Origin of the sequence: Pseudomonas benzenivorans, from assembly GCF_033547155.1 — a bacterium.
GTDB lineage: Bacteria > Pseudomonadota > Gammaproteobacteria > Pseudomonadales > Pseudomonadaceae > Aquipseudomonas > Aquipseudomonas benzenivorans_B.
The window spans coordinates 2014910-2035909 of record NZ_CP137892.1; the positions used below are offsets into that span (position 1 = coordinate 2014910).

Sequence of the window (21000 nt, forward strand, 5' to 3'; positions counted from 1 at the left end):
TCCTCGGGTGCGTAGGGTGGATGCCGCACAGCACATCCACCCTAGGGTTGCATCAATCCAGCAGCGAGATGGCGGTCGGGGCGTCGGCGCCGCGCTCGGCCAGTTCCTCGAACTCGTTGATGGCGTTGATCTCGGTGCCCATGGAGATGTTGGTGACGCGCTCCAGGATCACCTCGACCACCACCGGCACGCGGTGTTCGGCCATCAGGCGCTTGGCTTCGGCGAAGGCGTTCTGCAGTTCGTTCGGGTCGAACACGCGGATCGCCTTGCAGCCCAGGCCCTCGACCACGGCGACGTGATCGACGCCGTAACCGTTGATCTCCGGCGCGTTGATGTTCTCGAACGCCAGCTGCACGCAGTAGTCGATGTCGAAGCCGCGTTGCGCCTGGCGGATCAGGCCCAGGTAGGAGTTGTTCACCAGCACGTGGATGTACGGCAGGTTGAACTGCGCGCCGACGGCCAGTTCCTCGATCATGAACTGGAAGTCGTAGTCGCCGGACAACGCCACAACCTGGCGCTGCGGGTCGGCCTTGACCACGCCCAGGGCCGCCGGAATGGTCCAGCCCAGCGGGCCGGCCTGGCCGCAGTTGATCCAGTGGCGCGGCTTGTAGACGTGCAGGAACTGCGCGCCGGCGATCTGCGACAGTCCGATGGTGCTGACGTAGCAGGTGTCCTTGCCGAAGGCCTCGTTCATCTCCTCGTAGACGCGCTGCGGCTTGGCCGGCACGTTGTCGAAGTGGGTCTTGCGCTGCAGCGTGCGCTTGCGCTCACGGCAGGCCTCTACCCAGGCGCTGCGGTCCTTCAGCTTGCCGGCGGCCTGCCACTCGCGGGCCACTTCGAGGAAGGCGTCCAGCGCGCTGCCGGCGTCGGAAACGATGCCCAGATCCGGGTTGAACACGCGGCCGATCTGGGTCGGTTCGATGTCGACGTGGATGAACTTGCGGCCTTCGGTGTAGACGTCCACCGAGCCGGTATGACGGTTGGCCCAGCGGTTGCCGATGCCGAACACCAGGTCGGAGGCCAGCAGGGTGGCGTTGCCGTAGCGGTGGCTGGTCTGCAGGCCGACCATGCCGACCATCAGTTTGTGATCGTCGGGGATCGCGCCCCAGCCCATCAGGGTCGGCACCACCGGCACGCCGGTCAGCTCGGCGAACTCCACCAGCTTGTCGGCGGCGTCGGCGTTGAAGATACCGCCGCCGGCGACCAGCAGTGGGCGCTCGGCCTCGTTGAGCAAGGCGATGGCCTTTTCCGCCTGCACCCGGTTGGCGGCCGGCTTGGCCAGCGGCAAGGGTTCGTAGGCGTCGATGTCGAACTCGATCTCGGCCATCTGCACATCGAACGGCAGGTCGATCAGCACCGGGCCCGGACGACCGCTGCGCATCTCGTAGAAGGCCTTCTGGAAGGCGCGCGGGACCTGGCCCGGCTCCATCACGGTGGTGGCCCACTTGGTCACCGGCTCGACGATGCTGGTGATGTCGACGGCCTGGAAGTCCTCCTTGTGCATGCGCGCACGCGGCGCCTGGCCGGTGATGCACAGGATCGGGATGGAGTCGGCGCTGGCCGAGTACAGGCCGGTGACCATGTCGGTGCCGGCCGGACCCGAGGTGCCGATGCACACGCCGATATTGCCGGCATTGGTGCGGGTGTAGCCCTCGGCCATGTGCGAGGCGCCTTCGACGTGGCGAGCCAGGACATGGTCGATGCCGCCGACTTTCTTCAGTGCGGCGTACAGGGGGTTGATGGCGGCGCCGGGGATGCCGAACGCAGTGTCAACGCCTTCGCGGCGCATCACCAGTACGGCGGCCTCGATTGCTCTCATTCTGGCCATTGTCTTGTGCCTCTTTTGTTTTCAGATTGTATACAAGTTGCCTGGCTCGGATTCTATGCAGCTACTGACTCATGGGTCAACAATTTTTCTGGCGCGCCGAGGCTGTGGTGGAAAATCTTTTGAAACGCCTGTTTGAGCGGAACGGCGCAGGAGAAGGGGTCGGCAGAGAGAAGCTATGTATACAAAAAATATTTTAAATGTGCCCTGATATTGTTTTTTTTGTTTCTGGTGGGATAGTTGGGGTGAGCTTTGGATTGCTCGCGTGTCTTCTTCCGCCACGCAGGCGGGGATTGCGGCGGGCGTTTCGTTCGATCTATCACCATTGAGGAAGGGCTACTTATGAGCACCCTGAACCTGAACACGGCCACCCTGATCAGCAACCGCGCCCTGGCGGTCGGCCGGGAAATAGGCGCCGCACCCCTGACGGTCGCGATGCTGGATGCCGGCGGTCACTTGATCAGCCTGCAGCGCGAGGACGGGGCCAGCCTGTTGCGCCCGCAGATCGCCATCGCCAAGGCCTGGGGGGCGTTAGCGCTGGGCAAGGGTTCGCGCCTGATCGCCGCCGATGCCCAGCAGCGTCCGGCCTTTATCGGTGCGGTGAACAACCTGGCAGGCGGCAACCTGGTCCCGGCGCCGGGCGGGGTGCTGATTCGTGATGAGGAAGGCGAGGTGATAGGTGCCATCGGCATCACCGGCGACACCTCGGACATCGATGAGCGTTGTGCGATCAGCGCGGTGGAGTCCCAGGGCCTGAAGGCCGACCCGGGCGTTGTCGGCTGAGTGACCTAGGCCGGCTCAGCCGTGCGGGGCATCGAGCACGATTACGCGGAAGATTTGCGCACCGCCTAACCCGCCCGAAGGCATTGACTCAAGCGTGGCCGATCCGCTCCGAGGGGCTGGCTGCGCTTATGTCGATTTCACAGCCCTTGATCACCAGGCGAATGATGGTCCGTGCGGCGGCTTCGTAGTCCTCGTCGCTGAGGCTGGCCTTGCCGGTGACGGTGGAGATTTGCCAGTCGAAGTCGGCGTAGGTTTGCGTGGCCGCCCAGATGCTGAACAGCAGATGGTGCGGGTCGACCTCGGCCATCAGGCCCTGGTCGATCCAGCGCCGGATGCAGGCGATGTTGTGTTTGGCCTGGGCATTGAGCTGTTCGGTCTGCTCGCTCGACAGGTGCGGCGCGCCATGCATGATCTCGCTGGCGAATACCTTGGAGGCGAAGGGCAGCTCGCGGGAGATGCGTATCTTCGAGCGGATGTACGCTTCGAGCACCTCGCCCGGGCGCCCGGCCTGGTTGAACGGGGCGGAGGCGGCCAGCAACGGCTCGATGATGCTCTCCAGTACCTCGCGGTAGAGGTTTTCCTTCGACTTGAAGTAGTAGTAGACGTTGGGCTTGGGCAGGCCGGCCTTGGCGGCAATGTCGCTGGTCTTGCTCGCCGCGAAGCCCTTGTCGGCGAATACTTCGCTGGCCGCGCGCAGTATCAGCTCTTTGTTGCGCTCGCGAATGCTGGTCATAGGCCCTTTCGATATCCTTGTGTCGCCCGGCGGGGGACGGCGGAGCGGCATGGTAGCACCGGCTTCGCGCAAGGCTCAAGCCAGCGCCTGGCGGGCCTGCGGGTCGCTTAGCTGAGCGTCAGGTCAATATTCTGTATACAGGATGGCGCTTTTCTGTTTCCATCTGCTGCCATGGCGTTCATGACAAAAGACCTATCGGCTCTCTGAGTAGCAGGAGACCCGCTGTGCACAACTCTCAGCTGGTCGACCCCTTCGGTCGGCGTATCACCTACCTGCGGCTGTCGGTCACCGACCGCTGCGATTTCCGCTGTACCTACTGCATGAGCGAGGACATGGTCTTCGCCCCCCGTGCACAGATCCTCAGCCTGGAAGAGCTCTATTCGGTGGCCGATGCCTTTATCGGCCTGGGGGTCAAGCGCATCCGCATCACCGGCGGCGAACCCCTGGTGCGCAAGAACCTGCTGAGCCTGTTGGCCCGCCTAGGGCGGCGTCCCGAGCTGGAGGATCTGGCGATTACCACCAATGGCTCGCAGTTGGCCGAACTGGCGCCGCAGTTGCGTGCCGCAGGCGTCCAGCGCCTGAATGTCAGCCTGGATTCCCTGCGCCGCGAGCGCTTCGCCGCCTTCACTCGGCGCGACCGCCTCGACCAGGTGCTGTCCGGAATAGAGGCCGCACGGGCGGCGGGGTTTCGCCGGATCAAGCTCAACAGCGTGGTGCAGAAGGGGCGCAACGACGACGAGGTGTTGGAGCTGGTCGAGTTCGCCATGGCCCGCGGTCTGGACATCAGTTTCATCGAGGAAATGCCGCTGGGCAGCGTCTCCAGCCACCGGCGCGAAGAGACCTTCTGCTCCAGCGACGAGGTGCGCCGGCGCATCGAGCAGCGTCACCCACTGGTGCGCAGCAACCAGCAGACCGGCGGCCCCTCGCGTTACTGGCAGGTGCTCGGCAGCGAAACCCGGGTGGGGTTCATATCGCCGCACAGCCACAACTTCTGCGGGGACTGCAACCGCGTGCGGGTCACCGCCGAGGGCAAGCTGGTGCTGTGCCTGGGGCATGAGAACGCACTCGATCTCAAGGCGCTGATACGCCGCCACCCGGGCGACCGTCAGCGCCTGCGCGATGCTCTGCTGGAGGCCTTGCAGCTCAAGCCCGAGCGCCACCACTTCGAGGCCGATGCACAGGTGCAGGTGGTGCGGTTCATGAGCATGACCGGCGGCTGAGTCGCCGCTGTAGGCCCCATCCCCACGCCTAACCCAATTCAAACAATAATCAGGAGGGTCGCTGTGAAATCCATTCGCGTCTGCAGTTTATTAGCCGCGTTGATCGCCGCCGATGCCAGTGCCGAGCGCTATGTGGTCGGCGTGGAGGACTTGGCCTTCGCGCCGCACTACAGCATCGACAAGCAGGGGCAGTACCAGGGGTTCGCCCGTGAGCTGCTCGACGCCTTCGCCGCGTACAGCGGCATGGAGCTGAGCTATAGGGCGTTGCCGGTGGCTCGTTTGCTGCCGGCCCTGCTGGCGGGCGAGGTGGATTTCAAGTACCCCGACAGCGTCCACTGGGCCCAGGCGCAGAAGGCCGGCAGCGACCTGAGCTACAGCCACCCCGTGGTCGACTATGTGGATGGCGTGCTGGTCGCGCCGCAGCGCCAGGGCGAGCCCCTCGAGCGCCTCAAGCGCCTGGCTCTGGTCGATGGCTGGACGCCCTGGGGCTACCAGCAGCGCATCGATGCCGGGGCAATTCGCCTGACCTACAGCGACGATTTGCGCAAGATGATCCACCAGGCGTTGAAGCAGGATACCGACGGCGCCTATTTCAACGTGGTGGTAGCCACCCATTACCTCGACAACATCCGCGCCCGGCCCGGCGCCCTGGTGTTCGATCCCAAGCTGCCGCACACCCGCGGCACCTTCCATCTGTCCACGCTCAAGCACCCCGAGCTGCTGCAGCGCTTCGATCGTTTCCTGCTCGAGCGCCACGCCGAGGTGGCCGCGCTGAAGGCCAAGCACCGGGTCGAGGCCAATCTGGACTCCGAGTACATGGGCATGGAGCAGTGGAAGGTGGATTTCCTCGAGCGGCAGAAGGCCAAGGCGGCCGGGCAGTAGCCACTCGCCCGGCGCTGCCGCGGGGCGAGTCTGGGCGTGTAGGCCGGCTCGAAAAGAAAAGGGGGAGCGCCATGCGCTCCCCCTTTCTCGTTACCCGCGCAGCCTACCGGCAAGGTTGGGCGTTGCGCTTAGAAGTGGTACTTGACCAACGCCTGCACGGCGGTCTGGTGGAAGTCGTCCGAGCCGTCGATCGGCTTCACGCCGTATTTGTTGTGCCACATGTTCACTTCGGTGCCGACGTAGAGCTGGCGTTCCTTGCCGAACAGGGCCTTGCCGGCATCCCACTTGACCTGGATGGAGGAGCCGACCGAGGTCTGGGTGTTGGCGTCCTTGGACGGGGCGCGCCAGTCGATGTAACCGTCGACGACGAAGTCCTGTCCGCCGATGGCGAAGGGGTAGGCGCCGTTGACGGTCAGCTGGTAGGTGTTGCCGTTGCTGTCCTGGTCGGCGAAGAACACCTGATTATTGACCTTCACCCGATACAGGTTGGCATTGAGGTAGGCGAAGCCGGGGGCGTTCCAGGACGTGCCGATGCCGTACAGGTAGTTCTCGGTCCCCGGGCCACCATTGCCTTTTTCGTAGGTGAAGGCCGCATAGACGTCCTTCAGCGGGCCGGCGGACAGGTCCTGGCCGGTCAGCCAGCTGAGGCTGACGCGCGGGGAGAGCTCCAGGTAGTAGAAGTTCTCTTCGCGGTGCTGGCGGAAGGTGCCATTGCTGAAGCTGCCCCGCGACTGGGTGTTGTCGGCCAGGACGTAGTCATAGAAACCGAACATGTCCCCCCAGGCCCAGCTACTGGCGTGTTCGAAGGTGAAGGTGGTCTGGGTCTTCTGCTCTTCGTCGAACTGGCCTTCGTTGAAGCTCTCGCCATACAGGTAGCTCAGGCTGTTGTCCTGCCAGAACAGCAGATCGCCGGCGTTGGCCTGGTAGGTGGTGAGCAGGCCGGCAGATAGGGCGAGGCAGTGGGGAAGGTGTTTGAGCTTCATCGGAGTTTCCTTATTTTTAGGACAGACAAGGATTGGCACCCCGCGCCGAGGCGCGGGGCGGTACAGGGGTGGTTGAGTGGACGCTTGCCTTAGTTGCCGCGGCCGGCTAGGCCCATGCCCTCATCGAGGTCTTGCGGCATCGCACCGGGCTCGGCGCCCGGGCGGCTCTGCAGGACGCTGTGCAGCTGCGCCTCGGGCTCGAAGTCGTTCTCCTGCTCGAGCTGCTCCTCCGGGAGGCGATCCTCCGGGAGGCGATCCTCCGGGAGGAAGAGGTTGAGCAGGATGGCGCTGAAGGCGCCGATGGTGATCGGTGAACCGAAGATGTTCTTCAGCGCGTCGGGCATCTGCGACAGGGCTTCGGGCACGCCGGCCACGCCCAGGCCCAGGCCCAGGGAGATGGCCACGATCAGCACATTGCGCCGGTGCAGCCCGGCCTCGCTGAGGATCTTGACGCCGGCCACGGCGACTGTGCCGAACATGATCAGGGTGGCGCCGCCCAGCACGGGCTTGGGCATCAGCTGCAGCACCGCGCCGACCGCCGGGAACAGGCCGAGCAGCACCAGCAGGGCGGCGATATAGAAGGCCACGTGACGGCTGGCGACGCCGGTGAGCTGGATCACCCCGTTGTTCTGGCTGAAGGTGGTCATCGGCAGGCTGTTGAACATCGCCGCGACGGCCGAGTTGCAACCGTCGGCCAGCACCCCGGACTTGATCCGGCGCAGGTACAGCGGGCCGGCTACCGGCTGCTTGGAGATGATCGAATTGGCGGTCAGGTCGCCGGCAGTCTCCAGCGGAGTGATCAGGAAGATCACCGCGATCGGCACGAAGGCCACCCAGTCGAAGTCGAAGCCGTACTTGAAGGGCACCGGCACGCTGACCAGCGGCACCTCGGCCATGTCGGCGAAGTCCACCTGGCCGGTGAACCAGGCCACCGCGAAGCCGAGGAGCAGGCCGACGATCACCGCCGACAGACGGACCACCTGGGAGGCGGAGCGATTGAGCAGGACGATGCTGCCGAGTACCAAGGCGCCCAGGCCCAGGTGGTGCAGGGCGCCGAGGTCCGGGGCACCGAAACCGCCGGCGATGTCGGTCATCGCCACCTTGATCAGCGACAACCCCATCAGGCAGATGATGGTACCGGTGACCACCGGGGTGATGACCTTGCGCAGCTTGTTGATGAACTGGCTGAAGGCGATCTCGACGAAGGCGGCGCAGAAGCACACGCCGAAAATGGTCGAGAGGATTTCCTCCTCGCTGCCGCCGCGGCCCTTGACGATGAAGCCGGCGCTGAGGATCACGCTGAGGAAACCGAAACTGGTGCCCTGCAGGCACAGCAGGCCGGAGCCGATGGGGCCCAGGCGCTTGGCCTGGACGAAGGTGCCGATCCCGGAGACGAACAGCGCCATGCTCACCAGGTAGGGCACATGGGCGCCCAGGCCGAGCACGCCGCCGATGATCAGCGTTGGGGTGATGATGCCGACGAAGCTGGCCAGCACATGCTGCAGGGCGGCGAAGATCGCCGGGGCGAAGTCGGGGCGGTCATCCAGTTGGTAGATCAGGTCGTTGCTGCCAGCAGACGGAGCTGTGGCTGTGGGCGTACTTGTCGTGGTCATGTCAGAGCCTGCCAGTTGTTCTTATATGGTCATGGGCTTGCACGAGGCTTCACGGCGCCTCCGTCTGATCGCGGAAAAGCTGTCCGACTGGTCAGAGTCGGCTGACTATAACAATATGCGCACAGCGTTAAAAACAATTTATTTGAACATTGTGCACAAAATATTGGCTGGGGCCGCTGCTCGTTCCAGTGGCATGCCCGGGCCTGAGCGACCCGGCGCTGCGAGTCGCCGGTTCCGGCGGTGACAGGAGCGCTCGTCAGGCTCCCGGTCGCAGTTCGTGGGCGACGTGCTCGGCCAGGCCCGCGCCGGCTTCGCTCATGGTCAGGTAGGTGCGGTCGGCGCCGGCCTCGAGGATGCGCTGGGCGATGTCCTCGTACATGGCATGGGAGGCGATCAGGCCGGGAAAGCCGCGTTCGCGCAGCTGGCCGATGGAGATGATCTTGGTCTCGGCATCGTTGAGCGCGAGGATCACCGCCTCGACGCAGGGCATGTCCAGGCGTTGCCAGAGCATCTGGTCCTCGCCGTCGGCGAACAGCGCCCGCCGCCCGGCCTTGGCGCAGGCCTCGATGACCACGGGGTCGGAGTCCAGCCCCACCACTTCGAAACCCTTGGCCCTGAGGTAGTCGAAGGCGGCGCGGCCGGTACGGCCCATGCCCATGATCACGATCTGCGCATTGCCCAGGGACAGCGGTTGTTCGTCCGGGTGCTCGGTGTCGCGCTCCAGCGGGATCAGCCAGCGGGCGAGGCGCTTGTAGAGCGGGTGGGCGAGGCGGGTGAGCGGGGCGGAGATGACGAATGACAGGGCCACGGTGATGGCCAGGGGAATCAGCCATTGCGGCAGCACCACGCTGGCGACGATCAGGCCGAATTCGCTGTAGTTGGTCAGGCTGACGCTGCCGAGAAAGGCGCTGCGGGCGCGCAGGCGGAACATCACGAACAGCACGAAGAACAGCAGCCCCTTGAACGGCAGCAACAGCGCCATGACCACGGCAAAGGCCAGGGCATCGGGGCCCGGCAGGCCGCTGATGCCGATCTGCAGGAAGAAGCCGACCAGGAACACCTCCTTGATGCTCCACAGCGCGTTGGACAGCTCGATGGCGCGCTTGTGCCTGGCCAGCATGGCGCCGAACGCCAGGGCGCCGAGTTCCGAGCTGAGGCCGAGGGACTCGAAACCATAGCCGCCGATGACCAGCGCCAGCAGCAGGCCCAGCAGCACCATCAATTCCTCGTGGCCGCTGGCGTCCAGCAGGCGAAACAGCAGCGGTCGCAACAGGGGCAGGGCGAACACCAGCAGGGCCCAGGGGGAGGGGGCCTCGCCGTTGGCCAGGCTCATCACCACCAGGGCGAGCAGGTCCTGGATGATCAGCACGCCGATGGCCAGTCGGCCGTGGAAGGAGCGCAGTTCGCGTTTGCTCTCCAGCACCTTGGCCGCCAGTACCGTGCTGGAGAAGGACAGGGCCACCGACAGCAGAACCGCCTCGCGCAAGGGCAACTCGAGGATGAGCACGACGGCGGCCAGAAACAGCAGGCTGGAGATGACGAAGTGCAGCAGGCCGCCGCCGATCACCTCTATCCGCACCAGGTTGCTCAGTTTCAGCTTGAGGCCGACGGTGAACAGCAGCAGCAGGACGCCGAGGTGGGCGATGTGGGTGAGGATCGAGCTGTCCAGCGGCCCGATGTGCAGATACTGGCCGAGTCCCGACAGGGTGAAGCCGGCAGCCAGGTAGCCGACCAGGGGGGGTAAACCGATAAAGCGCGCGGCCAGGCCCATCAAGAATGCGAAGGCGATCCAGCTGGCTTCGAGCATCGGCAATACCTATGGCGGCGTTCGCGTGGATGGGCTCCAGTCAGTGTAGCGGGCTGCCGGAATCGGCAGTCGGACCCCGGGCTCCGGGGCGACAAAAGCAGAAGCCCGCCAAGGGGCGGGCTTCTGCTCGGGGGTACCCAAGTGTCGCGCCGTTAGTTGGTCTGCGCGCCCTGGGCGATCCAGGCGCCGATCAGGTCCCGTTCCTCCTGGGTCATCTGGGTGATGTTGCCCAGCGGCATGATCTGGCTGGCGACGCTCTGCGCATGGATCTTCGCCGCCTGCTGCTGGATCTGCTGCGGGGTGTCGAGCATCAGGCCGGCCGGTGCGCTGCTGAACATCGGGCTGCTCGGGCTGGCCGAGTGGCACACGGTGCAGCGCTCCTGGATCACGCTGTTGACCTTGGCGAAGTTGCTGTCGGCGCCGTCGGCCGGGGTTGCGTCAGGCTGGGCGGCGGCACTCGCCTGCTCGGCCGGGGCGCTGCTCTGCTCGGCCGGCAGGGTCTCGACCTTGGTGACGCTGGCGTCCACGGCCTGCTGGCTCACGGCCACCGGCGCGGCGCTCGGTGCCGGGCGCACCGGTGCGGTGACGTAGGCCAGGCAGATCATGCCCAGGGCCGCGGCCGGCAGGGTCCAGGCGAACCTGTTGCTGTCGTGGCGGGTGTTGAAGTAGTGGCGCACCAGTACCGCCAGCATCGCGATGCCCGCCAGGATCAGCCAGTTGTACTGGCTGCCGTAGGTGCTCGGGAAGTGGTTGCTGATCATGATGAACAGCACCGGCAGGGTGAAGTAGTTGTTGTGGCGCGAGCGCAGCAGGCCCTTGGCCGGCAATACCGGGTCGGGCTCGCGGTTCTCTTCGATGGCCTTAACCAGGGCGCGTTGTGCCGGCATGATGGTGAAGAACACGTTGCCGACCATGATGGTGCCGATGATGGCGCCGACATGGATATAGGCCGCGCGACCGCTGAAGATCAGGCTGAAGCCCCAGGCCGCGGCGATCAGCAGGACGAACAGCACCGCACCGAGCAGGGCCGGCTGCTTGCCCAGGGCCGAGTCGCAGAGGAAGTGGTAGGCCACATAACCAGCCACCAGCGAACCGAGGCCGATGGCGATGGCGACGGCCGGGGCCATGTCGCTACCGGGGGCGATCAGGTACAGGCTGGGGTTGAGGTAGTAGACCACCATCAACAGGGCGACGCCCGACAGCCAGGTGAAATAGGCCTCCCATTTGAACCAGTGCAGGTTCTCCGGCATTTTCGGCGGAGCCAGCTTGTACTTTTCCAGGTGGTAGATGCCGCCGCCGTGGATCGCCCAGAGGTCGCCGGACAGGCCCTCGCGGGGATTGCTGCGGTTGAGGTTGTTTTCCAGCCAGACGAAATAGAAGGATGCGCCGATCCAGGCGATGCCGGTGATCATATGGACCCAGCGGATGCCCAGGTTCAGCCATTCAGTCAAATGTGCTTCCACAGTGTGTACCTCTTTCCCAGTGCCGGTGTGCCGGTCCCCTGGGCTTCTCTTATTGGTGGGGGTCGAGGAGCAGTTGCTCTGCCTCGGTAAAGAAATGCTCATCGCAGTTGTTGCCAGAACCGCTGCGATCAACCACCAGGAAGTCATCCCGCTTTTCGATCGTCAGCACCGGGTGGTGCCAGACGCCGCGATGGTAATTAATGCCCTGCCTGCCGTTGCTGCGGAAGGCGCGGACCAACTCCGATTCAGGTGCATCGCCAAGTGGCGCGACCACGATCAGAAAGGGGTGGCCGAGCAGCGGCACGAAGGCCTGGCTGCCCAGCGGATGGCGCTCCAGCATGCGCACGGTCAGGGGCATCTCGAGCGCCTCGGCGCTGAAGATGCTGATGATCGCCTGATCCTCCGGCTGGGCGGTCTCCACCGTGGCCAGCTTGTGGTAGCGGCGGGTGGAGCCGTTGTTGATCATGAAGAACTCGCTGCCCTCGGTTTCGATGACGTCGCCGAAGGGGGCGAAGGCTTCTTTGCTCAAGGGCTCGATGATCAGTTTGCGCATGTCGGTCTACTTGTTCTCTGTTGCGTTGACGCCCCCGGCCGCGGCCGGGGGCGGTGGCCTTACTTGCTGACTTTGCCGAACAGGCGCAGGCGGCTGATGCCGCCGTCGGGGAACACGTTCACCCGCACGTGGGTGATCGGCCCCAAGGCCTGGATCTGCTCGACGAACTCGTGCTCGGCGTGCATGGACAGTTTCTGGCTCGGCAGCAGTTCGCGCCAGAACAGGCTCTGGGTCTCGATCTGACTGTCGGTGCCGCCCTTGACGAAGGCGCCCTGGATCGAGCAGCTGTCCGGGTAGTTGCCCTTGAAGTGCAGGGTATCGACGACGATGCGCTCGATCTCGCCGGGGTGGCCGAGGGCGACTATGACCCAGTCGTTGCCCGGGGTGCGGCGGCGCGCGGTTTCCCAGCCGTCGCCCATGTTGATGCCGCGGCCCGGGTTGAGGATGTTGCTCATGCGGCCGAAGTGCTCGTCGGAGCAGGCCAGGGCGCGGCCACCATTGAGGGCGGCAGCCAGGTCGACCTGCTCGTTGTCGCCGACGTTGCTCCAGTCGCGGAACGGCACGCCGTAGACGCGCAGGCGGGCGACGCCGCCATCGGGGTAGATGTTGAAGCGTAGGTGGGTGAAGGCCTGGGCGTTGGCGATCTCGTGGTAGTGGTGGCTGTTGCCCTGCAGCTCCACGGCCGGCAGCACCTCGGTCCACTCGGTGGCCTCGGTCGGGTCGCCCTCGGCGACGAAGCAGCCTTCCAGGGAGGCCGACGGCGGGAAGTTGCCGGTGAAGAAGCTGGTGTCGATGTCCACGCCCTTGATTCGGCCCGGCACGCCGAGGCGGATCACCGCGCTGTCGTAGCCTTCGAAGCGCTTGCGGCGCGACTCCCAGCCGTCCATCCACTTGCCGTTGTCGTCGAACACGCCTTCCTTCCAGACGGCCGGGGTCGGCTGGAACAGGCGGTTGACGTCGGCGAACCAGTCGTCGGTGACCGAGATGGCCTGGGTGCCGAGGCGGGCGTCGGCGAGGTTGACGTATTTCTCGAAGGGTACGGCGTAAGCTTTCATGAATCATCTGCCTCAGGTGTTGGCGTGAATGGGGCGCGTGCGACTAGAGCTGCTGCAGGCGGAACAGGGCGATCTTGTTGATCTCGGCCAGGGCGCGGGCGAACTCCTGTTCGGGATCGTTGTGGATGCGCTCCTCGAAGGCCGCGAGGATCTGGTGCCGGTTGCTGCCCTTCACCGCCATGATGAAGGGGAAGCCGAACTTGGCCTTGTAGGCGTCGTTCAGTTCGGTGAAGCGGGCAAACTCCTCGGCGGTGCACTGGTGGATGCCGGCGCCGGCCTGTTCCGAGGTGCTCGACTCGGTCAACTCGCCCTGGATAGCGGCCTTGCCGGCCAGGTCCGGGTGCGCGTTGATCAGCGCCAGCTGCATCTCGTGGCTGGCGCTGAGCAGCAGGTCGGCCATGCGCTGGTGCAGGCCGTCGACCTCGTCGACGCGCGCATCCAGCCCCAGGTCGAAGGCCTTCTCGGCCACCCAGGGCGAGTGCTCGTAGATGTCGGCGAAGACCCTGACGAAGTCTTCGCGGCTGAGTCGGGACGGGGTCAGGGTCTGAAAACGGCTCATTTCGCAGTCTCTTTGAAGGGATGGGTGGCGTGCCAGTGGCGGGCGATATCGACGCGGCGGGCGCACCACACCTTGTCGTGACTCTTCACGTAGTCGAGGAAACGCGCCAGCGAGGCCAGGCGGGCCGGGCGGCCGAGCAGGCGGCAGTGCATGCCGATCGACAGCATCTTCGGCGCGCCCTCGGCACCCTCGGCGTAGAGCACGTCGAAGGCGTCCTTGAGGTACTGGTAGAAGTCGTCGCCGGTGTTGAAACCCTGCACCTGGGTGAAGCGCATGTCGTTGGTGTCCAGCGTATAGGGGATCACCAGGTGGGGCTTGGCCGCGGTGCTGGCCGGGTCCCAGTAGGGCAGGTCGTCGTCGTAGGTGTCGGAGTCGTAGAGGAAGCCGCCTTCCTCCATCACCAGGCGGCGAGTATTCGGCCCGATGCGCCCGGTGTACCAGCCCAGCGGACGTTCGCCGGTCAGTTCGGTGAGGATGCGGATGGCCTCGAGCAGGTGTTCGCGCTCGGTGGCCTCGTCCAGGTACTGGTAGTCGATCCAGCGGTAGCCGTGGCTGCAGATCTCATGGCCGGCGGCGACCATGGCCTTGATCACTTGCGGGTGGCGCTGGGCGGCCATGGCCACGGCGAACACGGTCAGCGGAATGCCGTGGCGTTGGAACAGCTTGAGCAGGCGCCAGACGCCGGCGCGGCTGCCGTATTCGTAGAGCGACTCCATGCACAGGTTGCGCTGGCCTTGCAGCGGCTGTGCCGCGACCATCTCGGAGAGGAAGGCCTCGGATTCCTTGTCACCGTGCAGCACATTGCGTTCGCCGCCTTCCTCGTAGTTGAGGACGAACGACAGGGCGATGCGGGCATCGCCCGGCCACTGCGGATGCGGCGGGTTGTTGGCGTAACCGATCAGGTCGCGTGGGTAGTCAGCGCTCACTGCAGTCTTCCTTATTGGGTGTTGTTGCGGCCTCTGCGTCGCCCGGGGGTATCGGGGTACGCAGCCGTGTTGGGGTAATTGTATACAAATTGATTTGTGGTTTGTAAATCTAAAATTTGCCCGCTTTGTAAAAACCCGAGCAAGAGACGGTGTTTCGCCTGCCTGCTCGATTCTTGGTCATATCTGGTGTGGTGCAGGCCTCTGACGGGTTTTTCGTTTCGGCTTTCCGAAGCAGGGGATGTGAAAAAACAGTTGGCAATATTGTGTACAATTTCTATGCAAAAATGTTCCGCTTTGTGCATTCCATGTTAAGCTGCTGGCCAGCACCAGGCTGATCGCGCTGGGGCGATCCGGTAGTTTTCATAAGCGTAGAGGAGGTGTGGTGTCTGCGTGGCCGCTGGCCGGCGCGGGCGCCCTGAACCAATGGGACGATTGACGACACATGTGCTAGATGCCGCGCACGGCTGCCCCGGCAGTGCGCTGAAGATCGAGCTGTACCGCGTCGAAGGTGCGCAGCTGGAATTGCTCGCCAGCGTGCAGACCAACCACGATGGCCGTTGTGACGCGCCGATTCTGCAGGGCGAGGACTACCGCAGCGGCGTCTACCAGCTGCATTTCCATGCCGGCGACTACTACAGGGCGCGGGGGGTGGAGCTGCCCAGCCCGGCGTTTCTCGATGTGGTGGTATTGCGCTTCGGCATCGATGCCGGCCAGGAGCACTACCACGTGCCGCTGCTGATCTCGCCCTACAGCTACTCCACCTATCGCGGCAGCTGACCCCGAATGCTTGTCACCCTCTGACTCCGTCAACGAGTCCTTGGCCCGCCTGCTGCGGGCTTTTTTACGGCTGCAGCAAGCAGGCCATGACAGGGGGCTTATGGCGGCAGTGTCTCGACCCCGGCAAGCGTGTCGTCGGGGCCGAGCCTGGTGAGGGGGCTGTCAGGTGCGGAAACGCTGGACCAGGCCGTTGAGTTCCTGGGAGAGGCTGGAGAGGTTCTGCGAGTCGGAGCGCGCCGACTCGGCCAGGTCGGCCACCAGCTGGGCGTCGCCGTGAATCTGGGTGATATGCCGGTTGATGTCCTCGGCCACCTGATGCTGCTCTTCCGCGGCGGTGGCGATCTGCGCATTCATGTCGCGGATCACGTCGACCGACTCGCGAATCAGACCGAAGCTCGCGCTCGCCTCGTTGATGCTGGAAACGGTGCGCTGCGACACCTCCAGGCTGGCATGCATCTGCTTGGCCATCTGCCGGGTGCGTTGCGCCAGGTTGCTGAGCAGGCCGTCGATTTCCGCGGTCGAGTCGGAGGTGCGCTTGGCCAGGGCCCGCACCTCGTCGGCGACCACCGCGAAGCCGCGACCCTGTTCGCCGGCGCGGGCCGCCTCGATGGCGGCGTTCAGCGCCAGCAGGTTGGTCTGTTCGGCGATCGAGCGGATAGTGCCGAGAATCGACTGGATGTTGTTGTTGTCCTGTTCCAGTTGCTGCATGGCGGCGGCCGCCTGGGAGATTTCCCGGCTCAGCTGCTCGACGCTGCTCACCGCGGCGTCGATCTGCAGCTGCCCCTCCTGGGCCTGGCGCTGGCCGCTGTCGGCGGAGTCCGCGGCCTGGTTGCAGGAGCGCGCCACTTCGTTGGCCGTGGCGACCATCTCGTGGAAGGCGGTGGAGACCATGTCGACCGACTCGCGCTGGCGTCCGGCGGCTTCGGCCATGTCCCCGGATACCTGGGCGGAGGTGCCGGAAGTCTGGTGGATCTGCTTGGACGCCTGGCCGATGTTCAGGATCAGTTGGCGGATGCTGGCGAGGAACTGGTTGAACCAGCCGGCCAGCTGCGCGGTTTCGTCCTGGCCGCGGACGGTCAGCGAGCGGGTCAGGTCGCCTTCGCCCTGGGCGATGCCCTCCAGGCCCGAGGCCACGGCGCGGATCGGGCTGACGATCAGGCCGGCGAAACTGGCGCCGACGAAGGCGAACACCAGGGCCAGCAGCGCCGCCAGGCCGACGATCACCCAGGTCAGCTGGGTCGCGCCGGCCATCACCTCGGACTGGCGGATCAGACCGATGAAGCGCCAGCCGAGGCGCTCCGACGGCCAGATGTTGGCCATGTAGCGCACGCCGTCGATCTCGACTTCGACCAGCCCCTTGTCCGCGGAGGCCAGCGCCGCATAGCCGGCGCCCAGTTCGCCGAGCTTCTTGAAGTTGTGCTCTGGCTGGCTCGGGTCGACCAGCACCGTGCCGTTGTTCTCCATCAGCATCAGGTAGCCGCTTTCGCCCAGCTTGATGCCCTTGACGATGTCGGTCAGCTGATTGAGCGACACGTCGATGCCGAGGACCCCGCCCGGGTTGCCCAGGGCATTGGCGATGCTGCGCACGCTGGCGAGCAGCACGGCATCGTCGACGGCCCAGTAGTAGGCATCGGTGCGCACGGTCTGACCCTGGTTGGCCATGGCCTTCTGGTACCAGGGGCGCTGGCGCGGGTCGTAGTTGCTCAGCTTGGGGTCTTCCGGCCAGCTGACATAGCCGCCGTCGACGGTGCCCAGGGAAATGTAGGCATAGCCCGGGTGACTGGCGCCGAAGTCGGCGAACAGCTTGAGGATCTGCTTGTCCTGCTCGCCGGCCGGGGTGCTGGCGGCATCGGCGGCGGTATAGCGCTTGAGATTGGCGTCGGAGGCGGCGAGCAGGGGATGTTTGGCCAGGTACTCGACGTTCTGGTTGATGCCGTCGAAGAACAGTTGCATGGCGTTCTCCACCTGGCGGATTTCCCGTGCGCTGGTTTCGACGAACTCGTCTTTCGCCTCGCTGCGCAGGTTCAAGACCACCAGGGTGGCGACCAGCATGATCGGCACGCAGGCGATGACGGCAAAGGCCCAGGTCAATTTTTGTTTTATGTTCATCGGGAGTTCCTGCTGGGTAGGCACGCAGACGGTTGGTGACGGCTCCTATTCTGTCGGCTAATTGGCGTCGGGCTTTAGTCAATTACGACACAAATATGACGGACATGCGCCGGTGCCCCGCTGGGGCCGGGCGACTGTTGCAGGGGGGCGCGGAGGCTGGTGCCGCAGGCGGGCGAAAGGGGGGCTGTACGCGGCTGCGGCCGCTTGGGCCGCTACTGGGTTGCTTAGCGGCTCAGCAGGGAGGCCGTGCCGGCACTGGCGAACAACCCGGCGCTGATGCGGTTGAACCACACCTGGCCCTGGCCTGTGCGCAGGTAGCGCGCGGCGCCGTGGGCACTCAGGCCGTAGAACAGCTTGCAGCCCAGGTCCAGTACGGTCCAGGTGAGGATCAACACCAGCAACTGGCTGAGCAGTGGCCGCTCGGCGCTGATGAACTGCGGCAGGAAGGCGGCGAAGAACAGGATGTCCTTGGGGTTGCTGGCGCCCAGGCCGAAGGCCTTCCAGAACAGGCTGCGGAAGCCGGGGTTGACCGGTTGTTCCTCGGCTTGCGCCGGCCGGGCGGCCTGGCGCGATTGCTGCCAACTCTGCCAGGCGAGGTAGAAGAGGTAGAGGGCGCCGAGTAGCTTGAGCGCGCTGAACAGCCGCTCCGAGGCCAGCAGCAGGGCGCCCAGGCCCAGTGCCGAGGCGCTGAGCAGGCAGATCGAGGCCGAGACGCCACCGAGGAATGCCGGCAGGGAGCGGCGCAGGCCGTAGTTCAGGCTGTTGCTGACCATCAGCAGGGACAGCGGGCCGGGGATCAGGATCACAATCAGTGCGGCGCTGGCGAACAGCAGCCAGGTTTCCAGGCTCATTGCATGGGCTCCAACTAAAGGCAAGGCCCCGGGGCTTGCGCGCCGGGGCCGGTTAGGGCTCAGGCCAACCTTACAGGAAGGCGAACTTGGCGATAAAGATGATGCACAGCACGTAGAGGCTGACGGAGACCTTGTCGCGCTGGCCGGTCAGCAGCTTCAGCGTGGCATAGGTCAGGAAGCCCAGGGCGATGCCGTTGGCGATGGAGAAGGTCAGCGGCATCATCACCACGGTGACGATGGCCGGGATGGTGTCGGTCAGGTCCTCCCAGTCGATATGGGCCATGCCGCTCATCATCAGCATCGCCACATAGATCAGCGCGCCGGCGGTGGCATAGGCCGGAATCATGCCGGCCAGGGGGGCGAAGAACATCGCGGCGAGGAACAGCAGGCCGACGGTGACGGCGGTGAGACCGGTACGGCCGCCGGCGGCGACGCCCGAGGCGCTTTCCACATAGCTGGTCACCGGCGGGCAGCCGACCATGGCGCCGATCACGCTGGAGGTGCTGTCGGCCTTGAGGGCCCTGGACAGGTTCTGAATCTTGCCGTCCTCGTCCACCAGGTTGGCGCGGTGGGCGACCCCCATCAGGGTGCCGGCGGTGTCGAACATGTTCACGAAGAGGAAGGCCAGGATCACGCTGACCATGGCCACATTGAAGGCGCCGGCGATGTCCATGGCCAGGAAGGTCGGCGCCAGGCTCGGCGGCATCGACACCAGGCCGTTGTACTCGACCAGGCCCAGGGCCCAGCCCAGGGCGGTGACGCCGAGCATGCTGAAGAGAATGGCGCCGAACACGTTGCGGTGGCTGAGCACGGCGATCAGCAGGAAGCACGCGGCGGCCAGCAGGGCCGAGGGCTCGCCGAAGGAACCCATGGTCAGCAGGGTGGCGGGGCTGTCGACCACTATGCCGGCGGTCTTCAGGCCGATCAGGCCGAGGAACAGACCGACCCCGGCGCCCATGGCGAAGCGCAGGCTCATGGGAATGCTGTTGAGCAGCCACTCGCGGATGCGCGACAGGCTCATGATCATGAACAGGATGCCGGAGATGAACACCGCGCCCAGGGCGATCTGCCAGCTGTAGCCCATCTCGCCGACCACCGTGTAGGTGAAGAAGGCGTTCAGGCCCATGCCCGGCGCCAGGCCCACCGGCCAGTTGGCGTACAGGCCCATGAGGAAGCAGCCGAGGGCGGCGCCAATGCAGGTGGCGACGAAGGCGGCGCCGTGATCGACGCCGGCGCCGGCCATGATGTTGGGGTTGACGAAGATGATGTAGGCCATGGTGACGAAGGTCGTCAGGCCGGCCAGCAGTTCGGTTTTGATGGTGGTGCGGTGCTCGGTCAGCTTGAAGAAGCGGTCGAGTAAGCCGGCTTTCGCCAGGCCTTGGGCGTGAGTCGCAAGTTGTTCTTGTTTAGCGCTTTCCACAGCGGGTACTCCTCATATCTCTTGTTGTGTACCACCCAGAGTCATGGGCGCGACAGGCTTCGACTCTCTGAGGCAGGTGGTGCGTTTGGGGCGCTTGCTGGCTTAGTTGTTGACCGAGCGGTCAGAAAGTCGCCCAGTCGCGATTATGCTGTTGTATACAAAAAAAGCAAATAATGTTTTCTGTGATGTGTCTGGCCTGCTCGATGCGCGATTGAGGAAAAAAGTGTTTGGTTTGTGTGTTCGGGGAAGGTGGGCTACTGAACAAAAAAATCAACAAAATCAGATTTTTGGGAGATTTACAGGGGGTGGAGAGGGCGAGGGCAGGGCGCTCCACGAGGTCTCCTCGGCGCATCGGCTAGGGATTCGAGACTGGGTTTATGAGTAAGAAGGGGCGTCTCTTATAAGAAATGGATTTAGCGAGTCCGCCGTGTGCGGCCCGCCATGGGCACCGTCGAGGATTGTGGTGCAGGGTTGAAGGGCAGTGTTCGGGTTGGTTGAATTGTGTACAATGGTTCGATGTTTTCTGTGATTCGTGCCGTCGACGGCTTGCCAGGTACGGGGTGAATCGCAGTAGAGTTCCCTGGTACCAGGCCGCCCTCTTTAGATACGAGCCAGAATGAACGAACAATTGCAGCCCCTTAAGAAGCAGCCGCGCACCGGCAAGAGCAGCCGTAGCGGGACTCAGGACGATGTCGTCTATGCCCATATCTTCGATGCCATCCTCGAACAACGCCTGGCGCCCGGCACCAAGCTGAGCGAAGAGGCCCTGGGCGAGATCTTCGGCGTCAGCCGCACCATCATCCGCCGCGCCTTGTCGCGCCTGGCCCACGAGGGCGTGGTGCTGCTACGGCCGAACCGCGGCGCGGTGGTGGCCAGCCCCAGCGTCGAGGAGGCCCGGCAGATCTTCTATGCGCGGCGCATGGTCGAGCGGGCCATCACCGAGCTGGCGGTGGAGCACGCCACCGCCGAGCAGCTGGCCGAGTTGCGCCAGATGGTCGAGGACGAGCATGCGAGCTTCGCCCGGGGCGATCGCGGCGCCGGCATTCGCCTGTCCGGCGAGTTCCACCTGAAACTGGCCGAGGCGGCGCGGAATGCGCCGCTGATCAGCTTCCAGCGCAGCCTGGTGTCGCAGACCTCGCTGATCATCGCCCAGTACGAAAGCGGCAGCCGCTCGCACTGCTCCTACGACGAGCACAATCAGCTGATCGATGCCATCGAGGCGCGTGACGCCGCCCGGGCGGTGAGCCTGATGATGCATCACATGGACCATATCGACAGCAAGCTCAACCTGGACGAGGAGAGCGCCTCGGACGATCTGCACGCGGTGTTCTCCCACGTGCTGCAGACCAAGAAGAAACCGGGCCGCAACGGCGCCAATCGCTGAGCGAGATTCGCCATAAAGCCCCGCGGCTTGCGCCGCGGGGCTTTTTTCATGGTCGCG

General features: G+C 64.8%; 18 protein-coding genes and 1 pseudogene. 5 read left to right on the forward strand and 14 right to left on the reverse strand.

Going from position 1 to position 21000, the window contains the following annotated elements:
• Positions 1-52: 52 nt before the first annotated feature.
• Positions 53-1828, reverse strand: a complete 1776-nt coding sequence (gene gcl / locus SBP02_RS09160; protein ID WP_318646075.1) for a glyoxylate carboligase — start codon at positions 1826-1828, stop codon at positions 53-55.
• Between the two features lie 339 nt (positions 1829-2167).
• Between gcl and SBP02_RS09165 the strand changes: the two genes are divergently transcribed.
• Entirely contained in the window at positions 2168-2608 is a 441-nt protein-coding gene (locus SBP02_RS09165) for a GlcG/HbpS family heme-binding protein (RefSeq protein ID WP_318646076.1), read from the forward strand.
• Between the two features lie 88 nt (positions 2609-2696).
• Here the strand turns inward: SBP02_RS09165 and SBP02_RS09170 are convergent, their stop codons facing one another.
• Positions 2697-3341 carry a TetR/AcrR family transcriptional regulator gene (locus tag SBP02_RS09170; protein ID WP_318646077.1) on the reverse strand — a complete coding sequence of 215 codons (645 nt, stop codon included), beginning with the start codon at positions 3339-3341 and terminating at the stop codon, positions 2697-2699.
• Between the two features lie 224 nt (positions 3342-3565).
• Between SBP02_RS09170 and moaA the strand changes: the two genes are divergently transcribed.
• Together moaA and SBP02_RS09180 are read left to right on the forward strand one after the other, a co-directional pair.
• On the forward strand, positions 3566-4561 hold the full coding sequence (gene moaA / locus SBP02_RS09175; protein ID WP_318646078.1) for a GTP 3',8-cyclase MoaA: 996 nt from the start codon (positions 3566-3568) through the stop codon (positions 4559-4561).
• A 63-nt stretch (positions 4562-4624) separates the two neighbouring features.
• Entirely contained in the window at positions 4625-5443 is an 819-nt protein-coding gene (locus SBP02_RS09180) for a transporter substrate-binding domain-containing protein (protein WP_318646079.1), read from the forward strand.
• A gap of 128 nt (positions 5444-5571) precedes the next feature.
• Here SBP02_RS09180 and SBP02_RS09185 read toward each other — a convergent pair whose 3' ends face one another.
• The 8 genes from SBP02_RS09185 to puuE all read right to left on the reverse strand — a co-directional run bounded on the left by SBP02_RS09185 (position 5572) and on the right by puuE (position 14402).
• Complete coding sequence (locus tag SBP02_RS09185; protein WP_318646080.1) at positions 5572-6426, reverse strand: outer membrane protein OmpK; 855 nt, start codon at positions 6424-6426, stop codon at positions 5572-5574.
• An 89-nt stretch (positions 6427-6515) separates the two neighbouring features.
• Positions 6516-8039 (reverse strand): nucleobase:cation symporter-2 family protein, encoded by a 1524-nt coding sequence (locus tag SBP02_RS09190; protein ID WP_318646081.1) that lies wholly within the window; start codon positions 8037-8039, stop codon positions 6516-6518.
• Between the two features lie 256 nt (positions 8040-8295).
• Positions 8296-9846, reverse strand: coding sequence for a cation:proton antiporter family protein (locus tag SBP02_RS09195; RefSeq protein WP_318646082.1), 1551 nt, complete (start codon positions 9844-9846; stop codon positions 8296-8298).
• A 152-nt stretch (positions 9847-9998) separates the two neighbouring features.
• Positions 9999-11309, reverse strand: coding sequence for a urate hydroxylase PuuD (locus SBP02_RS09200; protein ID WP_318646083.1), 1311 nt, complete (start codon positions 11307-11309; stop codon positions 9999-10001).
• Positions 11310-11358: 49 nt separating this feature from the next.
• Positions 11359-11862, reverse strand: a complete 504-nt coding sequence (locus SBP02_RS09205) for an ureidoglycolate lyase (RefSeq protein WP_213638179.1) — start codon at positions 11860-11862, stop codon at positions 11359-11361.
• A 59-nt stretch (positions 11863-11921) separates the two neighbouring features.
• Positions 11922-12917, reverse strand: coding sequence for an allantoicase (alc, locus tag SBP02_RS09210; protein ID WP_318646084.1), 996 nt, complete (start codon positions 12915-12917; stop codon positions 11922-11924).
• A 43-nt stretch (positions 12918-12960) separates the two neighbouring features.
• Positions 12961-13476 carry a 2-oxo-4-hydroxy-4-carboxy-5-ureidoimidazoline decarboxylase gene (uraD, locus tag SBP02_RS09215; protein ID WP_318646085.1) on the reverse strand — a complete coding sequence of 172 codons (516 nt, stop codon included), beginning with the start codon at positions 13474-13476 and terminating at the stop codon, positions 12961-12963.
• Positions 13473-14402 (reverse strand): allantoinase PuuE, encoded by a 930-nt coding sequence (gene puuE / locus SBP02_RS09220; protein ID WP_318646086.1) that lies wholly within the window; start codon positions 14400-14402, stop codon positions 13473-13475. Before puuE ends, uraD begins: the two co-directional genes overlap by 4 nt.
• Before the next feature lie 423 nt (positions 14403-14825).
• On the opposite strand from puuE, the gene uraH reads away from it, so the two are divergent.
• Positions 14826-15179 (forward strand): hydroxyisourate hydrolase, encoded by a 354-nt coding sequence (gene uraH, locus SBP02_RS09225; protein ID WP_318646087.1) that lies wholly within the window; start codon positions 14826-14828, stop codon positions 15177-15179.
• A gap of 162 nt (positions 15180-15341) precedes the next feature.
• Here the strand turns inward: uraH and SBP02_RS20895 are convergent, their stop codons facing one another.
• From SBP02_RS20895 to SBP02_RS09240, 4 genes and pseudogenes are all read right to left on the reverse strand, one after another.
• Positions 15342-16109, reverse strand: a complete 768-nt coding sequence (locus SBP02_RS20895; protein ID WP_404824390.1) for a methyl-accepting chemotaxis protein — start codon at positions 16107-16109, stop codon at positions 15342-15344.
• A gap of 87 nt (positions 16110-16196) precedes the next feature.
• Positions 16197-17288 (reverse strand): annotated as a pseudogene (locus SBP02_RS20900) (HAMP domain-containing protein); the annotation flags it as partial.
• 224 nt (positions 17289-17512) lie between these two features.
• Positions 17513-18139: a LysE family translocator gene (locus tag SBP02_RS09235; protein ID WP_318646089.1), complete on the reverse strand. Its 627-nt coding sequence runs from the start codon at positions 18137-18139 to the stop codon at positions 17513-17515.
• Between the two features lie 70 nt (positions 18140-18209).
• Positions 18210-19559 carry an NCS2 family permease gene (locus SBP02_RS09240; protein WP_318646090.1) on the reverse strand — a complete coding sequence of 450 codons (1350 nt, stop codon included), beginning with the start codon at positions 19557-19559 and terminating at the stop codon, positions 18210-18212.
• Positions 19560-20175: 616 nt separating this feature from the next.
• On the opposite strand from SBP02_RS09240, the gene SBP02_RS09245 reads away from it, so the two are divergent.
• Positions 20176-20943: a GntR family transcriptional regulator gene (locus SBP02_RS09245; RefSeq protein ID WP_318646091.1), complete on the forward strand. Its 768-nt coding sequence runs from the start codon at positions 20176-20178 to the stop codon at positions 20941-20943.
• Positions 20944-21000 lie beyond the last annotated feature (57 nt).